This window comes from Inquilinus sp. CAU 1745 (assembly GCF_039839375.1).
In the GTDB taxonomy this organism is placed as follows: domain Bacteria; phylum Pseudomonadota; class Alphaproteobacteria; order DSM-16000; family Inquilinaceae; genus JBDOQU01.
In genome coordinates this window covers 152,433-173,409 of the sequence record NZ_JBDOQU010000005.1, presented here as the reverse complement: position 1 = coordinate 173,409, position 20,977 = coordinate 152,433, and the positions used below count along the sequence as shown (strand labels likewise).

Sequence of the window (20,977 nt, the reverse complement as noted above, 5' to 3'; positions counted from 1 at the left end):
AAAGGCTTGGTGGACCGCGAGAGGTATCAGACTTTCCCGCGCCGGTCCATCGGACGCGCGGGCGGGTGATTTTAGCCGCCACGATGTCCGCTTCCATGTCTGGATCCGTATGATGCCCAAGCCGAGGCGTACAGCGGCTTCGGCGGCCTCTACGGCTGAACGATGTCCACTTCCATGTCCGCTTCAGAGCATGGGCGTCAGGCGGTCTTCCCCTCCAGGCGGGCGCGGGCGCGGGTGGGGCCTATGAGGGGGAGGAGGGTCTTGAGTTCGGGGCCGTGGTCGCGGCCGGTTAGAGCCTGGCGGAGGGGCATGAAGAGGGCCTTGCCCTTGATGCCCGTCTCCCGCTTCACGGTGCCGGTCCATTCGCCCCAGGTGTCCTCGCCCCAGGGTTCCGCCGGCAGCAGGGCCGCCGCCCGTTCCAGGAATCCGGGGTCACCGATCACCGGGTCGATCGGGCCGTTGGCGACGCGCCACCATTCCCCGACATCGTCCAGGCGGGACAGGTTCGGGCGGACCGCCTTCCAGAACGCCTCATCAGCGCGCATTCCCTTCGCCGCCAGCCGGTCAGCCGCCTCCTCGAACGGCATGTCGTGCATGAGGCGGGCGTTGAGGCGACCCAGATCGTCTGGATCGAATTTTGGAGTCGCGCGGGAGAATTTCCGCCAGTCGAATTCCGCCACCAGTTCCTCCAGATGGCGGCGCGGTTCGACCGGATCGGAGGTTCCCAGCTTGGCGAGCAGGCTGTTGACCGCCATCGGCTCCAGCCCATGCTCCTCCCGCAGCGTCTCGAGGCTGAGGCTCCCAAGCCGCTTGGAGAGCCCCTTCCCCTCCACGTCCGTCACCAGCGGCAGATGGGCGAAAGAAGGCGGCTCCGCCCCCAGCGCCCGGAACATCTGGACATGCAGCGCAGTGTTGGCGACATGGTCTTCCGCCCGCACGATGTGGGTCATCCGGAGGTCGATATCGTCGACGACCGAGGAGACATGGTAGAGCGGCCGGCCGTCCTCGCGGACCAGCACGGGGTCGGACAGGTCCTTCGCCTCGAACCGCACGGGGCCGCGCACAAGATCGACCCATTCGATCGCGCCATCTTCCAGGAAGAAGCGCCAGTGCGGCCGCCGCCCCTGCTTTTCATAAGCCGCCCTCTCCGCCTCCGTCAGCTTCAGCGCCGCGCGATCGTAGATCGGCGGCAGATGGCGATTGAGTAGCGTCTTGCGCTTCAGCGACAGCTCCTCCGCCGTCTCATAGCAGGGGTAGAGCCGGCCGCTCGCCTTCAGCCGGTCGATCGCCGCATCGTAGCGCGCCTGCCGGTCGGTCTGGCGGACCAGCCGGTCCCAGACAAGGCCAAGCCAGGAGAGGTCGCGCTCGATCGCCTCCGCAAAAGCGGGGGTCGACCGTTCGGTGTCGGTGTCGTCCAGTCTCAGGACGAAGGTCCCGCCGAGCGATCGAGCGAACAGCCAGGCGATCAGGCCGGTGCGCGCGTTGCCGACATGGAGCAGCCCGGTGGGGCTGGGCGCGAAACGGGTGGCGACGGTCATCAGGAGAGCATGCCGACGGCGGCGTTCGTGATGGGATAGCGCCGGTCGCGCCCGAAAGAGCGGGAGGTGATCTTGACCCCCGGAGGGGCCTGCCGGCGCTTGTATTCCGCCCGGTCCAGCAGCCGCCAGACCTTCGCCACCGTCTCCGGCTCATGGCCGCGCGCGACGATGTCGGAAAGGCCCAGATCCTGCTCCACCAGGCAGTTCAGGATGTCGTCCAGCGCCTCGTAGGGTGGCAGGCTGTCCTCGTCCTTCTGGTCCGGCCGCAGTTCGGCCGAGGGCGGCTTGGCGATGACGCGTTCCGGCATCACCCGCCCCTCCGGCCCCATGGAGCCCGCCGGGCGCATCTGGTTCCGCCAGCGGGACAGCGCGAAGACGGTTGTCTTGTAGACATCCTTCAGCACCGAATAGCCGCCGCACATGTCGCCATAGAGCGTGGCGTAGCCCACCGACACTTCGGACTTGTTGCCTGTCGACAGCACCATCGGGCCAAACTTGTTGGAGAGCGCCATCAGCGTGACGCCCCGCGCGCGGGACTGGATGTTCTCCTCCGTGATGTCCGTCGGGCGGCCGTCGAAGAGAGGCTTCAGCATGGCGTCGAAGGCCTGCATCGCCGGCTCTATGGAGATCTCGTCCAGGCGGCAGCCGAGAAGGCGGGCGCATTCCGCCGCATCCTCCAGACTTTCCTTCGAGGTGTAGGGAGACGGCATCATCACGCAATGGACCTTGTCCGCCCCCACCGCGTCGACGGCCACGGCGGCGCTGAGCGCGCTGTCGATGCCGCCGGAGAGGCCGATCAGCACGCCCGGAAAGCCGTTCTTGCCGATATAATCGCGCAGGCCCAGCACCATCGCCCGGTAGATCGCCTCCAGCCCGTCGGCCGGCTCCGCCCGCTCTGCCTCCTCGCAGGCCCAGCCGGTATCGCCGCGGGTCCAGACCGTGGAGACGATGCGTTCCTCGAACCGGGGAAGCTGGACGCGCAGCGAGCGGTCGGCGCCGATGGCGAAGGAGCCGCCGTCGAACACCAGTTCGTCCTGTCCGCCCACCTGATTCAGGTAGATGAAGGGCAGCCCGCTTTCCACGACATGGGAGAGCACCGTGTTCATCCGCCGTTCGGCCTTGTCATGTTCGAACGGGCTGGCGTTCAGCGCGACGATCAGCTCCGCGCCGCTTTCCTCCAGGCATTCGACGACATCGGGAATCCAGATGTCCTCGCAGATCGGCACGCCGATCCGCACGCCGCGCAGATTGACCGGCCCCGGCAGCGGCCCCGCCGAAAAGACGCGCTTCTCGTCGAACACGCCATAGTTGGGCAGTTCGACCTTGAACCGCGCCGCCTCCACCTTTCCGCCATCCAGCAGGAGGATGGCGTTGTAGGTCCGGCCGTCCTGCCGCCAGGGCGCGCCGACCAGCAGCGCCGGGCCGTCCGCCGTCTCCGCCGCCAGCTCGGCCACAGCCTGTTCCACGCTTTCCAGGAAGAACGGCTTGAGGACCAGATCCTCCGGCGGATAGCCGCTGAGGCAGAGTTCGGGGAAGACGACCAAATCGGCCGCGCCCGCTTCCGCGCGGGCGGCCCTTATCCTGGCCAGATTGCCGCGCACGTCCCCGACGACGGGGTTGATCTGCGCGAGCGAGATCACGAGACGGTCGGTCATGGGGCGTCCGGTTGCGTTGGGAATGACGCCGGCAAGGTAACAAGGGGCCTGCCCCTGTCAATCACCGCCGCAGCAGGAATTCACGGCCGACCTTGACGCGCGGCTGGCCGCCATAATCGACGATGTCCGCCGTGGCGTAGGTCTCCGACCATTTCTCCGGCAGGAAGCTGCCGGTGCCGATGATGTCGATCGGCGCCTTCGCCAGCGCCATGACACGGCATTTGGCCGGGCTGAAGCCGGAGGACGCCACGATCCTGACCTTCGGGCAGCCGGCAGCATCCAGCGCGTCGCGCATATGATGGATCGCCGCCGCCGAGACGCCGGGGCCGATCAGGTAGCGCAACTCCGTCTCGTCCCGATAGCCGCGGATCGCCTCGGGGATATGACGCTCCAGTACGGCGTAGGAGCTGGGCGGGTCCAGCCCTTCGACATAGCGGCCGCCGGGCGTGTCGAGGCGGACGGAGAGGCGGCCGGCGTCGGCAAGGTCCTTGAACCGCCGGCAGACCTCCAGGCTGTCGGTGACCTCCTGACCGAAATAATCGACCAGGACGGTCAGGTTCTGGTCGGGATGGGATTCGTGGAACATCTCCGCCGCGCGCACGGTGGAGTTGGCGTAACCGATGAGCGCGTGGGGCATGGTGCCGAAGCCCTCGGACTGGCCGAAGAAATGGGCCGTCGCGTCCGTGGCGTTGCCGACGAACCCGACCGCGTCATGCTTGCGCTTCGCCCGGTCGGACCCGACGCTGGCGGCATAGGCCATCAGCTCCGCCATCTCCGTGCCCGCGCAATGCCTGGCGTCCATGGCGAGGAAGCCGACCTGGGGCAGCTCCGCGCACATTAGATAGGCGTTGTAGGCGGCGACGGAGGCCGGCCCGATCTTCTGGAGGAACAGCGTCTCCGCATCCACAAGATGATAGAGCGGTCCGGTCACGTACATCATGGGCTCGCCCGCGCCGACCCATTTTCCTTCCGGATAGCGGAGGTCGATCCTGATCTCCACTCCGCGCGCCTTGGCGACGGCTTCAAGCCAGTCGATCGCCAGGCGCGGCGCGGAGATGACGGGCCGGCGCATGAAGATGGCGTAGGTCGCCTCCACATCGCCGAAGCGGCCCACCGCGTCCCTGGTTCGCGTGAAGTACTTGTCGGTCCAGCGTGGAATATCCTCGACCGTCGGCTTCATCGGCCTGTCTTTCCCTGGAGTGGGGCTTGCGATATGGCGCTGAAAGGGGCGCCACCGGCGCCCCTTCTTCTATTCGGCGGCCGCGATGCGGCGGGCCTTGTCGCGGTCCGCCCGCTCCTCCTTCAGCTTCTCGGCCAGGAGGAAGGCCAGTTCCAGCGCCTGATGGGCGTTGAGCCGGGGGTCGCAGGCGGTGTGATAGCGGAGCGACAGCGCATTGTCGGTGATCGCCTGCGCGCCGCCGGTGCATTCCGTCACATCCTGGCCCGTCAACTCGAAATGCACGCCGCCGGGATGGGTGTCCTCGGCCTGGTGGATCTCGAAGAACTGCCGGACCTCCGACAGGATGGCGTCGAACCGGCGGGTCTTGTAGCCGCTGGAGGATTTCACGGTGTTCCCGTGCATCGGATCGCAGGACCAGACGACCGTCCGGCCCTCCGCCTTGACCCGCCGCAGCAGCGCCGGCAGGTGGCCCTCCACCTTGTCCGCGCCCATGCGGACGATCAGCGTCAGGCGCCCCGCCTCATCCTCCGGGTTCAGCACGTCGATCAGGCGGATCAGCTCGTCCGGATCGCTGGTCGGGCCGCATTTCAGCCCGACCGGATTCTTGACCCCGCGCAGGAATTCCACATGCGCGCCGTCGAGCTGCCGCGTCCGGTCGCCGATCCAGAGCATGTGGGACGACACGTCGTACCAGTCGCCCGACGTGGAATCGATGCGGGTCAGCGCCTGCTCATAGGGCAGCAGCAGCGCTTCGTGGCTGGTGTAGAAATCGGTTTCCCGGATCGACGGCGTGGTGCCGGCGGTCACGCCGCAGGCAGCCATGAACTGAAGCGCCTCGTCGATGCGGTTGGCGAACGCCTCGTACCGCTCCCCCTCCGGCGTGCGGCCGACGAAACCGAGATTCCACTGATGGACCTTGTGCAGGTCCGCATAGCCGCCCTGGGCGAAGGCGCGCAGCAGGTTGAGCGTCGAGGCCGACTGGTTGTAGGCGCGGATCATCCGCTCCGGATCCGGCACGCGGCTTTCGGCCTCGAATTCGAAGCCGTTGATGATGTCGCCTCGGTAGGACGGCAGGTCGACGCCGCCGATCGTCTCCATGTCCGACGACCGCGGCTTGGCGAACTGGCCGGCCATCCGCCCGACCTTCACGACGGGCATGGAACTGCCGAAGGTCAGCACCACCGCCATCTGCAACAGCACACGGAAGGTGTCGCGGATCTTGTCGGCCCGGAACTCGTTGAACGCCTCGGCGCAATCGCCGCCCTGGAGCAGGAAAGCCTCGCCCGCAGCGACCTTCGCCAGATGCGCCTTCAGCGACCGCGCCTCGCCGGCGAACACCAGCGGCGGAAAAGCGGAAAGCTGGGCCTCGGCATCCGCCAGTTTGACGGCATCCGGATAGGCCGGCATCTGCCGGGCCGGCTTCGTCCTCCAGCTTTCGGGCGTCCAACGCTCCGCCATCCTCTGATCTCCCACCTGCGCTCTAGTCATCATCCGCCCGTCAGAATAACTCCAGGACCGATGCTCCATCGAAAGGATTTTAGGCTATACGCCGACCGACCATGGTTTTCCAAGGATTTCGCCCCTCTCCCCCAGGATGCTGACATGCGGCGTCGAAGGCGGCCGCGACCTTATTCGGGCTTCGCCGCCGGTGAAGCGGCGATGGCCCATGGATTCCGGATCAAGTCCGGAATGACCAACAAAAACAAGGTCTAAGGCGGGCGAGCTTCATCGGAAAGACCAGCAACGGAACACCTCGCCCAACGCCCTCATGGTGAGCCTGTCGAACCATGTGTGCCCGCGCCCTTCGACAGGCTCAGGACGAGGAGGAAAAGCATTGAAATCCTACTCCGCCGCCTGCTCCTCGGCAGCCGGATCGGGGGCCTTCGTGCGCATGGTCACGAATTCCTCGGCCGCCGAGGGATGCACGCCGATCGTGCGGTCGAAATCGCGTTTCGTCGCGCCGGCATTCATCGCCACGGCGAAACCCTGGATGATCTCCGGCGCGTCCATCCCGACCATATGGCAGCCGATCACCTTCTGGCTGTCGCGGTCGACGACCAGCTTCATCATCGTCTTCTCCTCCCGGCCGCCCAGCGTGTGGCGCATCGGCTTGAAGGTCGAACGATAGATGTCGACGGAACCACGTTCCCGCGCATCGGCTTCAGTGAGACCGATGGCGGCGGCGGGAGGACTGGAGAAGATCGCCGTCGGCACGTTGGTCAGGCTGGCCGCCTCCCCCTCCTCCTTTCCGAACAGCATGTCGGCCAGCGCATGGCCTTCCGCGATGGCGACCGGGGTCAGTTGCAACTGGTCGGTCACGTCGCCCACGGCATAGATGTTCGGGGCGGATGTCCGGTAGTCCTTGTCGATGACGACAGCGCCGTTCTTCGCCATCTCCACCCCGGCGGCCTCAAGGCCAAGACCGGCGGTGTGCGGCGCACGGCCGGTGGCGAACATGACCTGGTCGGCTTGCAGCACCTCCCCATCGGTCAGATGGGCCAAGAGGCAATCCCCCGCCTTCTCGACCCGCTCCACCGTGGAGGTGAAGCGGAGGTCTATGCCGGCGCGGGTCATCTCCTCGGCCAACGTCTCCCGCAGATCGTCGTCGAAGCCGCGCAGGAACATCGCGCCCCGATGGATCAGGCTGACCTCAGCCCCCAGCCCATGGAAGATGCCCGCGAACTCCACGCCGATATAGCCGCCGCCGACGATGACGACCCGGCGGGGCATCTTCTCCAAAAAGAACGCCTCGTTGGAGGTGATGGCGAACTCCCGCGCGCCGGGGATGTCCGGCACTTCCGGCCAGCCGCCGGTGGCGATCAGCACCTTGTCGGCGGTGTAGCGGTCGTCCCCGACCGCGACGGTGTGGGCGTCGACAAGGCGGGCGCGCCCTTCGATCAGCGTGGCCCCCGCCCCTTCCAGCAGACGGCGATAGACGCCGTTCAGCCGCTGGATCTCCTCATTCTTGTTGGCGATCAGCCGCGCCCAGTCATGCCGGCTCTCCCCGACCGTCCAGCCGAAGCCGGCGGCGTCGTGGAAATCCTCGGAGAAGTGCGCGGCATAGGCCAGCAGCTTCTTCGGGACGCAGCCGACATTGACGCAGGTCCCGCCCAGATAGCGGTCCTCCGCGATCGCGACCCGCGCGCCGTGGCCGGCGGCGATCCGGGCGGAGCGCACCCCGCCCGAACCCGCGCCGATGACGAAATAGTCGAAATCGTACTGTGGCATCGGGATGTTTCCGGATTACGGGCGGAGAGTCAGCTATCGAGGCCGGCCATGCAGAGGTATTTGACCTCCAGATAGTCGTCGATGCCGTATTTCGAGCCCTCACGGCCGACGCCGGATTCCTTCATGCCGCCGAAGGGCGCGACCTCCGTGGAGATGATGCCGGTGTTGATGCCGACGATGCCGTATTCCAGCGCTTCGGACATCCGCCAGACGCGGCCGATGTCGCGGCTGTAGAAATAGGCGGCCAGCCCGAATTCCGTATCGTTCGCCATCGCGACGGCCTGCTCCTCGTCGGAGAAGCGGAAGACCGGCGCGAGCGGGCCGAACGTCTCCTCCTTCATCACCTTCATGTCGGTGGTGACGTCGGTGACAAGGGTGGGCTGGAAGAAGGTGCCGCCCAGATCATGACGGCTGCCGCCGACGACCAGCCGGCCGCCCTTGGCGACGGCGTCCTGGATATGCTCCTCCACCTTCTCCACCGCCTTCATGTCGATCAGCGGGCCGAGTTGGGCGCCGTCCTCCATGCCGTCGGCGACCTTGATCTTCTTCACGGCCTCCGCCAGCTTCGCGTTGAACGCCTCATAGACGCCGTCCTGGACGAAGATGCGGTTAGCGCAGACGCAGGTCTGGCCGGTATTGCGGTATTTCGACTGGATCGCGCCTTCGACCGCCTTGTCGAGGTCGGCGTCGTCGAACACGATGAAGGGCGCGTTGCCGCCCAGCTCCATCGACACCTTCTTCACCGTGCCCGCGCACTGCTCCATCAGCAGCTTGCCGACCGCCGTGGAGCCGGTGAAGGTCAGCTTGCGGACGATCGGGCTGGAGGTCATCTCCCCGCCGATCGCCTTCGCGCCGCCGGTCAGCACGCTGACGATGCCCTTGGGCACGCCCGCGCGTTCGGCCAGCTCGGCCATCGCGAAGGCCGAATAGGGCGTCTGGGTCGCCGGCTTGATGACGATCGGGCAGCCGGCGGCCAGCGCCGGGCCCGCCTTGCGGGTGATCATCGCGGCCGGGAAATTCCACGGTGTGATGGCCGCGACGACGCCCACCGGCTCCTTCGTCACGACGATGCGGCGGTCGGGCATGTGGGGCGGGATCGTATCGCCATAGACGCGCTTGCCCTCTTCCCCGAACCATTCCAGGAACGAGGCCGCATAGGCGATCTCACCCTTCGATTCGGCCAGCGGCTTGCCCTGCTCCAGCGTCATCAGCCGGGCGAGGTCCTCCTGGTTCTCCATCATCAAATCGTGCCAGCGGCGCAGGATGGCGGCCCGCTCCTTCGCGGTCTTCCGGCGCCAGGCCGGCCAGGCGCGGTTGGCGGCCTCGATCGCGCGCCGCGTCTCGTCCGCGCCGCAATCGGGCACCGTGCCGATCTTCGAGCCGTCGGCGGGGTTGGTCACGTCGATCGTCTTGCCGCCATCGGCATCCACCCACGCGCCGTCGATATAGGCCTGCTGACGGAAGAGCTTCGGGTCGTTGAACTTCATGATGCGGTTCCTCGGGGGATGTTCTTCGTGGAGATGCCTCTCTGGAATATAGGCGGCCTCGCCGCCGGATGAACAGGGCGGGGAATGTAACAATCCCGCGCTATGCTCCAGACGGCGTTCAGGAACGGGAGAAGATCGATGGGCAGCGATGTCAGCTTCGCCAGCTTCAACCTCTACAACCTCCAGCTTGCGGGGGAGCGGACGCGCCGCAACGCGGACCCCTTCTCTGCGGACGAGTACGAACGGAGGCTGGCATGGTGCGCCGGAGCCATCCGCGAAATGCGGGCCGACGTGATCGCCTTCCAGGAATTGTGGTCGGCCGGCGCACTGCGGGATTTGTTCGAGAGGGCCGGCCTGTCGGACGAGTACGAGCTGCATTTCATCGGGGAGGACTGGTACGACATCGCCGTGGCGGCGGCGGTCCGGCGGCCCTGGCGCGCGGCGGCGAAGCGCAACCACAAGAACTTTCCCGACCACTTCCGCCTGCTGAAGCGCGGCCACGGACAGGCCGGCGCGGACGAGGATCGCGAGGATGACGATATCGACGTGAAGATCGACATCTTCTCTCGCACCGTCCTGCAACTGACGATCGAGCATGAGGATGGGGAGACGCCGCCGATCGAGATATTCTGCGCCCATCTGAAATCGAAGCTGCCGACCCGGCTGGACGAGCCGGAAGCGGACATCGACGAGTTGCGGCCCCATCGCGAGGCGCTGGGATCGGCGCTGTCGACCATCCGCCGGACGGCGGAGGCCGCGGCGCTGCGCATGATCATGACGGAGGTGATGAAGGGAACGGACCGCGCGGCGGCGCTGCTGGGCGACCTCAACGATGACGGCCATTCCAACACGCTGGCGATATTGACGGAGCAGCCGCGCTTCCGCCGGTTCCGCCGATCGCGCATCGGCTCGTCCAGCGACAACGGGCTCTACGCCTCGGGGTTCCTCCAGGCGCTCACCGACTTCAGGGATGTCGCCTATACCCACATCCATGACGATGTCCGCGCGCAGCTCGACCATGTGCTGGTGTCGGAGCAGTTCTACGATCATTCCCGCAACCGCCGCTGGTCGTTCCGCGACCAGCGCATCTGGAACGACCATATCGACGCCGACGAGCCGAGGGGCGCGGAACGGCAGACGACGGATCATGGGATCGTCAGGGCGCGGTTTTTGTGGGATCCGGCGTAACCAACCAACGCCCCTCACCCAACCCTCTCCCCGGAGGGGCGAGGGCTACCAACCTTACTCGCGTTCCGCTTTTTTCCTTTGTGGGCTTTTGTCGGCTTTTCGCAGAATCGAGCCAATGATCGTTGAGGAATAATATCCCATCACGGCCATCCTGTCACGCGATCCGCGCGACCGGTCGCGCCGGTGCGTCGCGGTGAGGGCCAACCAACTACCCCCTCACCCAACCCTCTCCCCAAAGGGGCGAGGGCTACCAACTTTACCCTCGCCCCTTTGGGGAGAGGGAGGGACCCGACCGCGAAGCGGGCGGGAGGGTGAGGGGTTAGGCGGCGACGGCTTTCAGGGCGGCTTCCAGCTTCTTCCGGGTGGCGACGGCGTCGGCCTGGCGTTCGCGCTGTTCGGCGACGACCTCCTCCGGGGCCTTGGCGAGGAACTGCTCGTTCGACAGCTTCTTCTCGATCTTGCCGATCTCGCCGTCCAGCTTGGCGATCTCCTTCGTGAGCCGGGCGCGTTCCTGGTCCAGATCGATCACGTCGGCGAGGGGGAGGATCAGCGTCGCTTCGTCCAGCACCGATTGCGCGGAACCCTTGGGCGGCGCGTCGTCGGTCACCTGGATGGCGTCAAGCCGCGCCAGCCGCTTGACGATGTCGGCATGGGCCTCCAGCCGCCGGGCCGTCTCCGCATTGGCGTCCTTCACCCGCAGCTCGATCTCCGCGCCCGCCGGCACATTCATCTCAGACCGGACCGTGCGGACGGCCGAGACGAGGCGAACGATCCAGCCCATCTCCGCCCCGGCATCGGCGTCGACAAGGCTGTCGGGATAGTCCGGCCAGTGCGCGCCGATCAGCCGTTCGCCGCGCCCCTCGCTCAGCTGCGCCCACAGCTCCTCCGTCAGGTAGGGCATCTGCGGGTTCAGCAGGTTGAGGATCTGGTCCAGCACCCAGGCGGTCATGGCGCGGGTCTCGGCCTGGGCCGCCTCGTCGCCGCCATTCAGGATCGGCTTGGTGAACTCCAGATACCAGTCGCAGAAGGTTCCCCAGGCGAACTGGTAGAGAGCGCCCGCCGCATCGTTGAAGCGGAAGGCGTCCAGCGCCGTCTCCAGCCGCCGCGCCGTCTCCACCACCTCGCCGGCGACCCAGCGGTTGACGGTGAGCTTCGCCGCCGCGGGGTCGAAGCCCGGCACGGGAACGCAGCCGTTCATCTGGCAGTAGCGCGCCGCGTTCCACAGCTTCGTCGCGAAGTTGCGGTAGCCCTCCACCCGCTGCTCGGAAAGCTTGATGTCCCTCCCCTGCGCAGCCATGGAGATGAGGGTGAAGCGCAGCGCGTCCGCGCCGTAGCGGTCGATCAGGTCCAGCGGGTCGATGACGTTGCCCTTCGACTTCGACATCTTCTGGCCCTTCTCGTCCCGGACCAGCGCATGGATGTAGACGGTGCGGAACGGCACCTCGCCCATGAAATGGATGCCCATCATCATCATCCGGGCGACCCAGAAGAAGATGATGTCGAAGCCGGTGATGAGCGTGTCGCCCGGATAGTAGCGCGCGACCTCCGGAACATCGTCCGGCCAGCCGAGCGTGGAGAACGGCCAGAGGGCGGAGGAGAACCAGGTGTCCAGAACGTCCGGGTCGCGCTCCAGCGCCGTCGGCCGGCCGTAGTGGCGCTCGGCCTCGGCGGCGGCTTCCTCCTCCGTCTCGCCGACGAAGAACTTGCCGTCGGGCCCGTACCAGGCCGGGATCTGGTGGCCCCACCAGAGCTGTCGGCTGATGCACCAGGGCTGGATGTTGCGCATCCAGTCGAAATAGGTGTTCTCCCACTGCTTGGGGACAAACACGGTGCGCCCCTGCTCCACCGCCTCGATCGCCGGCCTGGCGAGGGTCGCGGCGTCGCAGTACCATTGGTCGGTCAGCCAGGGTTCGATCGCCACGCCGCCACGGTCGCCATAGGGCACCATGTGCGTGTGGTCCTCGATCTTCTCCAGGAGGCCCAGCTCCTCGAACGCGGCGACCACCTTCTTGCGCGCCTCGTAGCGGTCCAGCCCGCGATAATCCTCCGGCGCGTTCTCGTTCATCCGCGCATCGGCGTCGAGGACGTTGATCATCTCAAGATCGTGACGCTTGCCGACCTCGAAATCGTTGAAATCGTGCGCCGGCGTGATCTTCACCGCGCCCGACCCCTCCTCCGGATCGGAATAGTCGTCCGCCACGATCGGGATGCGCCGGCCGACGATCGGCAGCAGGACATCCTTGCCGACCAGATCGGCGTAACGCTCGTCCTCCGGATGCACGGCGACGGCGGTGTCGCCCAGCATCGTCTCCGGCCGGGTGGTGGCGACGATGATGGAGCGGGAGGGATCGTCGGCCAACGGGTAGCGCAGGTGCCAGAGATGCCCCTTCGTCTCCTTCTGCTCCACCTCCAGGTCGGAGATGGCGGTGCGGAGCTTCGGGTCCCAGTTGACCAGCCGCTTGTCGCGGTAGATCAGCCCTTCCTTGTAGAGGGTGACGAACACCTTCCGGACGGCCTTGTTCAGGCCCTCGTCCATGGTGAAGCGTTCTTTCTCCCAGTCGGGAGAAGCGCCCAGCCGGCGAAGCTGGCGGGTGATCGTGCCGCCGGATTCGGCCTTCCAGTCCCAGATACGCTCCAGGAATTTCTCCCGCCCCAGATCGTGGCGCGACACCCCTTCCTGGGCGAGCTGCCGTTCGACCACCATCTGGGTGGCGATGCCGGCATGGTCCGTGCCCGGCTGCCATAGCGCGTCGCGGCCGCGCCGGCGCTGATAGCGGGTCACGACATCCTGCAGCGTCATGTTCAGCGCGTGGCCCATATGCAGACTGCCGGTGACGTTCGGCGGCGGCATCATGATGGTGTAGGGCTGCGCGTTGGACTGCGTGTTCGCCTTGAAGGCGCCCGTCTCCTCCCATTCGGGATAGAGCTTCGCCTCAACCTCGGCAGCGCTGTAGGTCTTGTCCAGCATCGCCGAACCTTCCTCAATCTTCCAATGACCGGAGGCGCGACGGCGGACGCCGCGCGTGACGGGCAATACCTAGCGCCCGTCGCGCCGGAGCGCCAGCGTGGAGATATCGGGAGAAGGAGCCGGGGAAACCGGCCGGCCGTCAGCGGCGGCCGGTGCGGGAAAGCTTCTCGACCTCGCGCTCGACGATCCGCTCCACCATTTCCGGCAGATTGTCGTCGAGCCATTCCTTGAGCATGGGGCGGAGCAGTTCGCGCACCACATCCTCCACCGAACGGCCCTCCGCGCCGAGGGGCCAGGGCGTGGCCGAGGCGGCGGGCGTCTCGGCCGGGCGGTCGGCAAGCTTGGCAAAGGTCGCGCCGGCCGCGGCGGCCGTCACCTCGGAAACCAGCCGGTCGTCCTCCTCCGGGGCGGCATCGCCGGCCGGGTCGCCGAAATCGGCGAAGGGGTCGTCGTCTTCGGTCACGGGGTCTTCGATCGCGGGGTCTGCCATGGCGGCGACATCCTCATCTTCTGCCGGCGCGAAGGGATCGTCGTCCTCTTCCGCCGCCGGTTCCGGAGCCTCTTCGACCACTTCGGTCAATTCCAGGACGTCGTCATCCTCGACCTCATCGGTCAGGGTCAGCGTGTCGTCCTGGGCGCCGACCTGATCATCGTCCTGATCATCGGATGCGGGCGCGTCGGTCGCGCCCTCCGCGGTCGCACCATCCTCGGAGATGATCCGGCGAATCGACGCCAGGATCTCCTCCATGGACGGTTCCTGAGTGGTCTTCTGGTCGCTCATCCGCTCGTGTTCCGGCCGAGGTCTAAAGGGGCGAGACTAGGCCAGACAGCTTTAGGCATCCAGAGGTTAATAAAAACCCAACGGCAATGGCGGGATCACTGCCTCGGAGTCACTGGGCCTCGTTATCGATGGACGTGCCCCACCAACTCTGCCGCGCGTCGTCATAGTCGGGATCGAATTCGTAATAATCGACCGGCAGCGCAAGGTTGCGCGCGGTCAGCCCGCCGACCGCCGCCTTAAGCTGAAACGCCGCCACAGTCTCGTCCCGCTCCGCCCGGACCAGCGCCACACGGGCGTCCAGCAATTCCTGCTCCGCATCCAGCACATCGAGGATGGTGCGGGAGCCGACCTGGGCTTCCTGCTGCACGCCGTTCAGCGCGATCTCCGCCGCGCGGATCTGGGCGGCCAGCGACTGGATCGAGGCGCGGGACGTCTCCAGAGCCTCCCAGGAGCTGATCGCGTTCTCGATCACCGCGCGGCGGCTTTCCTCGATCCGGATGCGCTGCTCGGCAGCGAGGAACCGCGCTTCCCGCACCCGCGACGACACCGAGCCGGACTGGTAGAGCGGCACAGTCACCTGGGCGACGATCTGGGCATTGTCCCGCCTGTCGATGTTGCCGGACGGCTCGTAGTCCCGTGAGATGGAGCCGTTGAGCGATACCTGGGGCAGCATCTCGCCCCGGACCACATCGATCCCGGCCTGGGCGGCCTCCTCCGCGAACTGGGCGGCGACGATGGAGGGGTTGGCCGCCTCGGCCATCAGCACCGCCTCCTCCATGGAGGCGGGCAGCGCCAGATCCGGCTCGGGCGGCTGAAGCACGCCCGGCGTCGCGCCGACGACGCGCTCGAAGGTGGCGCGGGCGATGCGCAGCAGCCCTTCGGCCTCGATCCGCTCGGCGACGGCCCCGGCGAGCCGCGATTCGGCCTGGCTGACATCCGTCCGGGTGATCTCGCCGACCTCGAACCGGTCGCTCGCGGCGTCGAGCTGCCGCTGCAGCACCCGTTCGTTGTTGATCGCGAGGTCGAGAATCGCCTGCTCACGCACCACGTTCATATAGGCGATGACCGCGTTCAGCAGCACGTCCTGTTCCGTCAGGACGTAGTTCGCGCGGGCCGCCTGGATGTTGTTCTCCGCCTGATCGACGCTGGCCGCCGTGCTGCCGCCGCTATAGAGGGGCTGGCTGATGTCGATGCCGATGGAGGCAGGATTGATCGTCTCCGTCCCGCCGCCTTCCTCGGATTCGACGTCGCTCCAGCCGATGCCGGCGCTGGCCCCGGCCTCGACCGTGGGACGGTAGCCGCTGAGCGCCTGGGCGATCTGCTCGTTTGTCGCCCGCAGGCTCTGCCGCTGGGCGCTCAGCGTCGGGTTCGACTGGTAGCTCATGGTCATCGTATCGCGCAGGGACTGCGCCTGCGCGCCCGGCATGGCGGCGGCGGCAAGCACCAGGGACAGCGCGGAGCCGGCGGCGAGTCGGCGGAGCGGGGAAAGCCAGCGGGGCCTGGAGCCGTTCATCAGTATCGCCTCATGGTTGGATCGATGGTCGCAGCCCAGGCATCGATGCCGCCGGCAAGATTGACGGCGTTGTCGAAGCCCCTTTCGCGCAGCCACAGGGCGGCGCTCAGGCTGCGGACGCCGTGATGGCACATCACGGCGAGGGGCTGGGTTCGCGGAAGCTCCTCGAACCGGCGGGGCAGTTCGTTCAACGGGATGAGGACACTGCCCTCGATCCCGCACATCCTGATCTCCCACGGCTCGCGGACATCCAGTATGGCGACATCCACCCCCTCCCGCCTCATCCGATCGAGCGCGTCGGGATCGATATGGACGTCGTCCAGAGCGTGTCCGGGAATGGGATGTCCGTCCGCCATGCTAGAATTCGAACGCCGGCACGGGCTCGAAGCCCGGAAGGATGGGGGTGGAAGCGTCGAACAGCTCCCGCCGCGAAACGATCTCGCCGATCCGGCGATAGAGGACGGCGCGGCCCACCCTGCCCTTGCCGGCAAGCACGGTGACCAGGCGGCCGCCATCGGCAAGCTGGTCGAACAGCGCCTGTGGCACTTCCGCCACCGCGCCGTTGATCAGGATGACCGGATAGGGGCCCTGGGCCGCGTGGCCGGCCGGCAGGCCGCCCTGCACGATGACCGCGTTATCGACATGGAGATCGGACAGGAGATCGCCCGCCCTGTCGGCAAAATCGGCGTCGCTTTCCAGCGCCACCACGGTATTCGCCAGACGGGCGAGGACGGCCGTCGAGTAGCCGGTGCCGCAGCCGATATCCAGGACCACGTCTTCCTTTCCGACGCGGGCTTCCTGCACCAGCCGGGCGAAGACCATCGGCTCCAGAAGATACCGGCCGCCGCCGATGGAGATGTCCTCGTCGACATAGGCGATTCCGCGCGACGCGGCCGGCACGAAAAGTTCCCGCGGCACGTTGGCCATGGCGTTGAGAAGGGCGCCGTCGGTCACGCGGTTGGGCTTTACCTGCCCTTCGACCATGTTGAGGCGCGCCGCGGTGTAATCCGTCATGAGAAATCGGTTCCGTGAAAGAAGCTAAAGGGCGTTGGAGACGGAGCCTGGCCGACGCCCCCGCGCGGCGCCCCGATCACGGAAAGCGTTATACAAGCGCGAGCGAGGCAAGACAATCGCCGGGCGGGTCGGCCGGGACAGTGACGGCGGACACAGCGGGAGCCCGGATATGGGGAAAATGCCCCGCGAGCGCCACCCACGGATGCTTGACCGGTTCCGATGGCGGGGGCTATAGGTGCGGCCGTTGGCCCGATGGCTGAGTGGTCAGGCAGCGGACTGCAAATCCGTGTACGCCGGTTCGATTCCGGCTCGGGCCTCCAACGTTCTTTCGGCGCTTCCCGGCGACTGGCAAAAAGCCGCTTTCCGGGCTAGCATCGAAAAAAGGGCTCTGCTATAAGCGCGGCCCTGATCGAACGGCGGACGGAAAGCCCGCCGCACCGATCCCCGATAGCTCAGTTGGTAGAGCAGGTGACTGTTAATCACCGGGTCGCTGGTTCGAGTCCGGCTCGGGGAGCCAATTTCAGAAAGCAGCCGTCTCACAAGAGGCGGCTGTTTTCGTTTCAAGCTCCGCTGGTCGAGGGAGGATAGAGGATTCCGCCGTCCGGCTGTGGCTCAGCCCCGGGCGTCATCTTCGCAGGCTCGACCTTCTCCGGCCCCATGATGTGGAAGACTTCGTGCCCGGCGGCGAGGAGATAGTCGCTGATGATGCGGCGGTGGCAGCGCCACCAGACAGCCTCCGCGCACATGATGGCGCACGGGCCTTCCCGCCCCAGCCCTAACAGTTCCTCCAGCCCGTCGCTGAAATCCTCGGTCAGGGCGTAGTCCGCATAGTTCCTGAAGCTGGTGTTCCGCCAGAGGCCGTTGGGCGATGGCGCGTCGCCTTTCCGGCGGGCGCGCAGGCCTCCCAGCTTCCTCACATGGCAATAGCCGATCTGGAAGGGCCGGAGGCTTTCCGGGAGGACATCGAAATTGAACTGCGGGTTGGTGCGGGAACGCGGCATGGTCCGGACGTCGACCACGGTCCGGATGCCGGAGGGGCGCAGCAGATCGACGAATTCAGGCGTCGGCCGCGTCGAATGCCCGATGGTGAAGAAGGGATATGTCATGGAGATCAAGGGAAACGCCGGTTTCCTTTTCTTTTCGGATAGAGCAAATTCTTCTGGCGAACGCGCCGATTTGGAACCAACATCGACCTAGAGCGTTCCATTCCCACCTAATATGGTGGTGGGAGGCTCCAATCCGGGCTCACCACGATCGCCGCATGGGTCAGAATATAAAAGGAGAAGTCACGTGAAGCGCATCCACGCCATGCTTTCCACGGTCGCCCTGATGGGTTTTGCGACCGCCGCCGTCGCCCAGGACGCCATGACCACCGAAGAGCAGTTTTTCAATCTGCGCCAGGCCGTGGTCGCCTATGAGCGCTGCAACGACGTCATGTTCGACCAGACCCAGGCCGAGGCGCTGGACGAGCAGATCGAAGAGATCACCGGCGAGAATTTCGGCGCCGGCGAGAAGCTGACGATGATCCAGGACGCCAAGATGGACATGTCGCGCCAGGTCACGACCAAGGGCTGCAACGACGCTGAAGTCGCCTCCGCCCTGGCCACGTTCGAGACCGAACTGGCCCCGGCGCTGGGCGCGATGTAAACCGAATCCCGTCGGGGCGGGCAACCGCCCGACGAACGAAAGGCGGCGCCGAACGGCGCCGCCTTTTTTCGTTTCGCCCTTCGGGACCGTCGGATCAGGCGGCCGGATCCTCCCGGCCCAGCGAACGCGCCAGATCGACCAGACGCTTGCGGACGTTGGCGTCCGTGATGCGGTAGTAGGCCCGCACCAGTTCCAGCGTTTCCCGGCTGGTCATCCGGTCCGGCGTGTCGGATTCCGCCGGCGCGTTGCGTTCCTGGACCGAAGACGGCAGCCCTTCGAAGAAATAGGTGATCGGCACGTCGAGAATGCGGGTCAGAAGATGCAGGCGGCTGGCGCTGATGCGGTTGGCCCCCCTTTCATATTTCTGGACCTGCTGGAACGACACGCCGAAGGCCTGCGCGAGTTTCTCCTGGCTCATGCCCAGCAGCGTGCGGCGCTGGCGAAGCCGCATGCCGACATGCACGTCCACCGGATCGGGTCCGTCCTCGGCGATGGTCTTGCGACGACGCTTCCGGGGAGCGGTCAATGCACTCATCCCAAACTCCTATAGGTCACGCGCCTTCTTCGGGCGCGAAACTTGATCGCGGGGCATCCCGACGATTTTTCCACGGCCACGGCGCTTTTCGCCGCACCGCCTATCGTCGAAACGGATGAAAGGTCAAATTCCTTCCACTAAGAAGGAAAAATTCCTCACTCAGCCGCAGTTTTAACGACGGGATCAGCAGAGCGCAATTCATCCAAAGGTATATGGCAGCGAATTTGATGCCCGCTATCCGTGCGCTGAACGGGTGGCGGGGTAGTTTCGCAGATGCTGCCGATCTTGTGCTGGCATCGCGTGCTGAAGGGACAGCCCTTCGGCGGGTTGAGGACGCTGGGCAGCGCGCCGTCAAGGATGATCCGCTTTTTCGCGACCTTGGTGTCGGCGACCGGAACCGCCGACAGCAGCGCCTCAGTATAGGGGCAATAGGGCGGAGAGAAGACTTCCTCCGTCGTCCCCTGCTCCATGATCTGGCCCAGATACATCACCACCACCCGGTCGGCAAGATACTGGACGACGCCCAGATCGTGGCTGATGAACAGGAGCGTGGTTTCGAATTCCTTCTGGATGTCGGTCAGCAATTGCGTGACCGCCGCCTGGACGGAGACGTCCAGCGCCGACACCGGCTCGTCGGCGATGACCATCGAGGGGTTGCCGGCGAAGGCGCGGGCGATGCCGACGCGCTGCTTCTGGCCGCCGGAAAGCTGGCGCGGCCGCCGGTTGGCGAAGGCGCGCGGCAGCTTCACGAGGTCGAGCAGGTTCAGCACCCGCTCCTCCACCTTGCGGCGATCCTTCTCCACCCCGAACTTGCGGATCACCCGCGCGATCTGCCGGCCCACCGTCATGCTGGGGTTCAGCGTCTCCTGCGGGTTCTGGAAGACCATCTGGAGCGAGCCGAGCTGGTGGGCTGACCGCTTCTGCACCGGCAGGTCCGCCAGATCGTCGCCTTCGAACCGAAGAGAGCCGTCGGTCGCCGTCTCCAGCCCCATCAGCACCTTGGCGAAGGTCGACTTGCCGCAGCCGCTTTCGCCGACGATCGCCACGGTCTGGTTGCGCCGCGCCTCGAACGTCAGCGCCTCGTTCGCCTTGACCCAGCGGACGGACTTGCCCGACAGCATCGCCGCGATCGACCGGTCGTGGACCGGATAATATTTCTGCATCTCGTCGACCTGGAGGACGACATCCCCCGCCTGCCGCTCCTCCGTCGGGGCGATGGTTACCACTTCGGAACGCCAGTCGATCTCGTTCCAGCGGATGCAGCGGACGCCGCGGTCGTGGTCCTCCCCGACCGGCAGGATCGGGATGTCCTGCGCATCGCAGCGGCCGGCCTGGAAGTGGTCGCAGCGCGGCCCGAAATTGCAGCCCGGCGGCCGTTCGTGCGGCATCGGAAGCTGGCCGCGGATGGAGGTCAGGGGGCGGCTGGTCTTGCTGCGCCCCGGCGTCGGGATGCAGCCGAACAGGCCGTGGGTGTAGGGGTGGCGCGGATCGTCGAACAGCGGGCCGATCGGCCCCTCCTCCGCCACCTCGCCGGAATACATCACGCAGACGCGGCTGCAGGTGTCCAGGATCAGCCCCAGATTGTGGCTGATATAGAGCATCGCCGTCCCCGACTTGCGGCTGATCTCAGCGATCAGTTCCACGATGCCGGCCGCGACCGTCACGTCCAGCGCCGTCGTCGGCTCATCCAGCAGCAGCAGCGAGGGGCGCGACAGCAGCGCCATGGCGATGACCACGCGCTGCTGCTGCCCGCCGGAGATCTGGTGCGGATAGGCGCTCATCACGCGCTCAGGATCCGGCAGCCGGACATCGGCCAGCATCTCCAGCGCCCGCTCGTAGGCCTGCTTCTCCGTGCAATCCGGCTCATGGATCAGCGGCACTTCCATGAGCTGCTTGCCGATCGGCATGCTGGGATTGAGCGCGGCCATCGGCTCCTGGTAGATCATCGCGATCTGCGCCCCGCGAAGGTCCCGCAGCTCCGGCTCCGGCATGGTCACCAGGTCGCGGCCCTTGAAGCGGATCGACCCGCCCGTGATCCGGCCGTTGCCGCCCAGATAGCGCATGATCGCCATCGCGACCGTCGACTTGCCGCAGCCGCTCTCGCCGACAAGGCCGACAGCCTCTCCCTCCGACAGGGAGAGGTTGAAGTCGATGACCGCCGGAATCTCCCCGGCGCGGGTGAAGTAGGAGATCGAGAGGTTCTCTATCTCCAGCAGATTAGGCGTTGCGTTTCCATCCATCGG

At 66.3% G+C, this 20,977-nt stretch carries 16 protein-coding genes and 2 tRNA genes; 4 read left to right on the top strand and 14 right to left on the bottom strand.

Features of this window, described 5'->3' with window-relative positions; all coding sequences use genetic code 11:
- Nucleotides 1–197: 197 nt before the first annotated feature.
- The 6 genes from gltX to gabD all read right to left on the bottom strand — a co-directional run bounded on the left by gltX (nt 198) and on the right by gabD (nt 9,088).
- Entirely contained in the window at nt 198–1,538 is a 1,341-nt protein-coding gene (gltX, locus tag AAFN89_RS08450; protein WP_347537954.1) for a glutamate--tRNA ligase, read from the bottom strand.
- A complete protein-coding gene (locus AAFN89_RS08445; RefSeq protein WP_347537952.1) occupies nt 1,538–3,193 on the bottom strand; it encodes an NAD+ synthase in 1,656 nt (551 codons plus the stop codon). The genes gltX and AAFN89_RS08445 overlap by 1 nt, the downstream gene beginning before the upstream one ends.
- 61 nt (nt 3,194–3,254) lie before the next feature.
- The gene (locus AAFN89_RS08440) at nt 3,255–4,373 is read right to left on the bottom strand and encodes a nicotinate phosphoribosyltransferase (protein WP_347537950.1); all 1,119 of its coding nucleotides are present in this window, start codon (nt 4,371–4,373) and stop codon (nt 3,255–3,257) included.
- Nucleotides 4,374–4,442: 69 nt separating this feature from the next.
- Nucleotides 4,443–5,831, bottom strand: coding sequence for a 3-deoxy-7-phosphoheptulonate synthase class II (locus AAFN89_RS08435; RefSeq protein ID WP_347537948.1), 1,389 nt, complete (start codon nt 5,829–5,831; stop codon nt 4,443–4,445).
- A 384-nt stretch (nt 5,832–6,215) separates the two neighbouring features.
- Nucleotides 6,216–7,601, bottom strand: a complete 1,386-nt coding sequence (gorA, locus tag AAFN89_RS08430; protein ID WP_347537946.1) for a glutathione-disulfide reductase — start codon at nt 7,599–7,601, stop codon at nt 6,216–6,218.
- Nucleotides 7,602–7,630: 29 nt separating this feature from the next.
- Nucleotides 7,631–9,088, bottom strand: a complete 1,458-nt coding sequence (gabD, locus tag AAFN89_RS08425; protein ID WP_347537944.1) for an NADP-dependent succinate-semialdehyde dehydrogenase — start codon at nt 9,086–9,088, stop codon at nt 7,631–7,633.
- A 138-nt stretch (nt 9,089–9,226) separates the two neighbouring features.
- Between gabD and AAFN89_RS08420 the strand changes: the two genes are divergently transcribed.
- Nucleotides 9,227–10,276, top strand: coding sequence for a hypothetical protein (locus AAFN89_RS08420; RefSeq protein WP_347537941.1), 1,050 nt, complete (start codon nt 9,227–9,229; stop codon nt 10,274–10,276).
- Between the two features lie 319 nt (nt 10,277–10,595).
- On the opposite strand, the gene AAFN89_RS08415 is transcribed toward AAFN89_RS08420, so the two are convergent.
- The 5 genes from AAFN89_RS08415 to AAFN89_RS08395 form a co-directional block, all read right to left on the bottom strand.
- Complete coding sequence (locus AAFN89_RS08415) at nt 10,596–13,244, bottom strand: valine--tRNA ligase (RefSeq protein ID WP_347537939.1); 2,649 nt, start codon at nt 13,242–13,244, stop codon at nt 10,596–10,598.
- Nucleotides 13,245–13,383: 139 nt separating this feature from the next.
- Nucleotides 13,384–14,025, bottom strand: coding sequence for a DUF2497 domain-containing protein (locus tag AAFN89_RS08410; protein WP_347537937.1), 642 nt, complete (start codon nt 14,023–14,025; stop codon nt 13,384–13,386).
- A gap of 109 nt (nt 14,026–14,134) precedes the next feature.
- The gene (locus tag AAFN89_RS08405) at nt 14,135–15,538 is read right to left on the bottom strand and encodes a TolC family outer membrane protein (RefSeq protein WP_347537935.1); all 1,404 of its coding nucleotides are present in this window, start codon (nt 15,536–15,538) and stop codon (nt 14,135–14,137) included.
- Nucleotides 15,538–15,894 (bottom strand): rhodanese-like domain-containing protein, encoded by a 357-nt coding sequence (locus tag AAFN89_RS08400; protein ID WP_347537933.1) that lies wholly within the window; start codon nt 15,892–15,894, stop codon nt 15,538–15,540. Before AAFN89_RS08400 ends, AAFN89_RS08405 begins: the two co-directional genes overlap by 1 nt.
- Nucleotide 15,895: 1 nt before the next feature.
- Nucleotides 15,896–16,552, bottom strand: a complete 657-nt coding sequence (locus AAFN89_RS08395; protein WP_347537931.1) for a protein-L-isoaspartate O-methyltransferase — start codon at nt 16,550–16,552, stop codon at nt 15,896–15,898.
- 246 nt (nt 16,553–16,798) lie between these two features.
- On the opposite strand from AAFN89_RS08395, the gene AAFN89_RS08390 reads away from it, so the two are divergent.
- Nucleotides 16,799–16,872 (top strand) — tRNA-Cys (locus tag AAFN89_RS08390).
- A gap of 121 nt (nt 16,873–16,993) precedes the next feature.
- Nucleotides 16,994–17,069, top strand: a tRNA-Asn gene (locus AAFN89_RS08385).
- Nucleotides 17,070–17,112: 43 nt separating this feature from the next.
- Here AAFN89_RS08385 and AAFN89_RS08380 read toward each other — a convergent pair.
- On the bottom strand, nt 17,113–17,658 hold the full coding sequence (locus tag AAFN89_RS08380) for a DUF488 domain-containing protein (RefSeq protein ID WP_347538137.1): 546 nt from the start codon (nt 17,656–17,658) through the stop codon (nt 17,113–17,115).
- A gap of 184 nt (nt 17,659–17,842) precedes the next feature.
- Here AAFN89_RS08380 and AAFN89_RS08375 point away from each other — a divergent pair, with 184 nt between their 5' ends.
- The gene (locus AAFN89_RS08375; RefSeq protein WP_347537929.1) at nt 17,843–18,199 is read left to right on the top strand and encodes a hypothetical protein; all 357 of its coding nucleotides are present in this window, start codon (nt 17,843–17,845) and stop codon (nt 18,197–18,199) included.
- Between the two features lie 94 nt (nt 18,200–18,293).
- Here AAFN89_RS08375 and AAFN89_RS08370 read toward each other — a convergent pair whose 3' ends face one another.
- Entirely contained in the window at nt 18,294–18,734 is a 441-nt protein-coding gene (locus AAFN89_RS08370) for a helix-turn-helix transcriptional regulator (RefSeq protein WP_347537927.1), read from the bottom strand.
- A gap of 155 nt (nt 18,735–18,889) precedes the next feature.
- Complete coding sequence (locus AAFN89_RS08365) at nt 18,890–20,974, bottom strand: ABC transporter ATP-binding protein (RefSeq protein WP_347537925.1); 2,085 nt, start codon at nt 20,972–20,974, stop codon at nt 18,890–18,892.
- Nucleotides 20,975–20,977 lie beyond the last annotated feature (3 nt).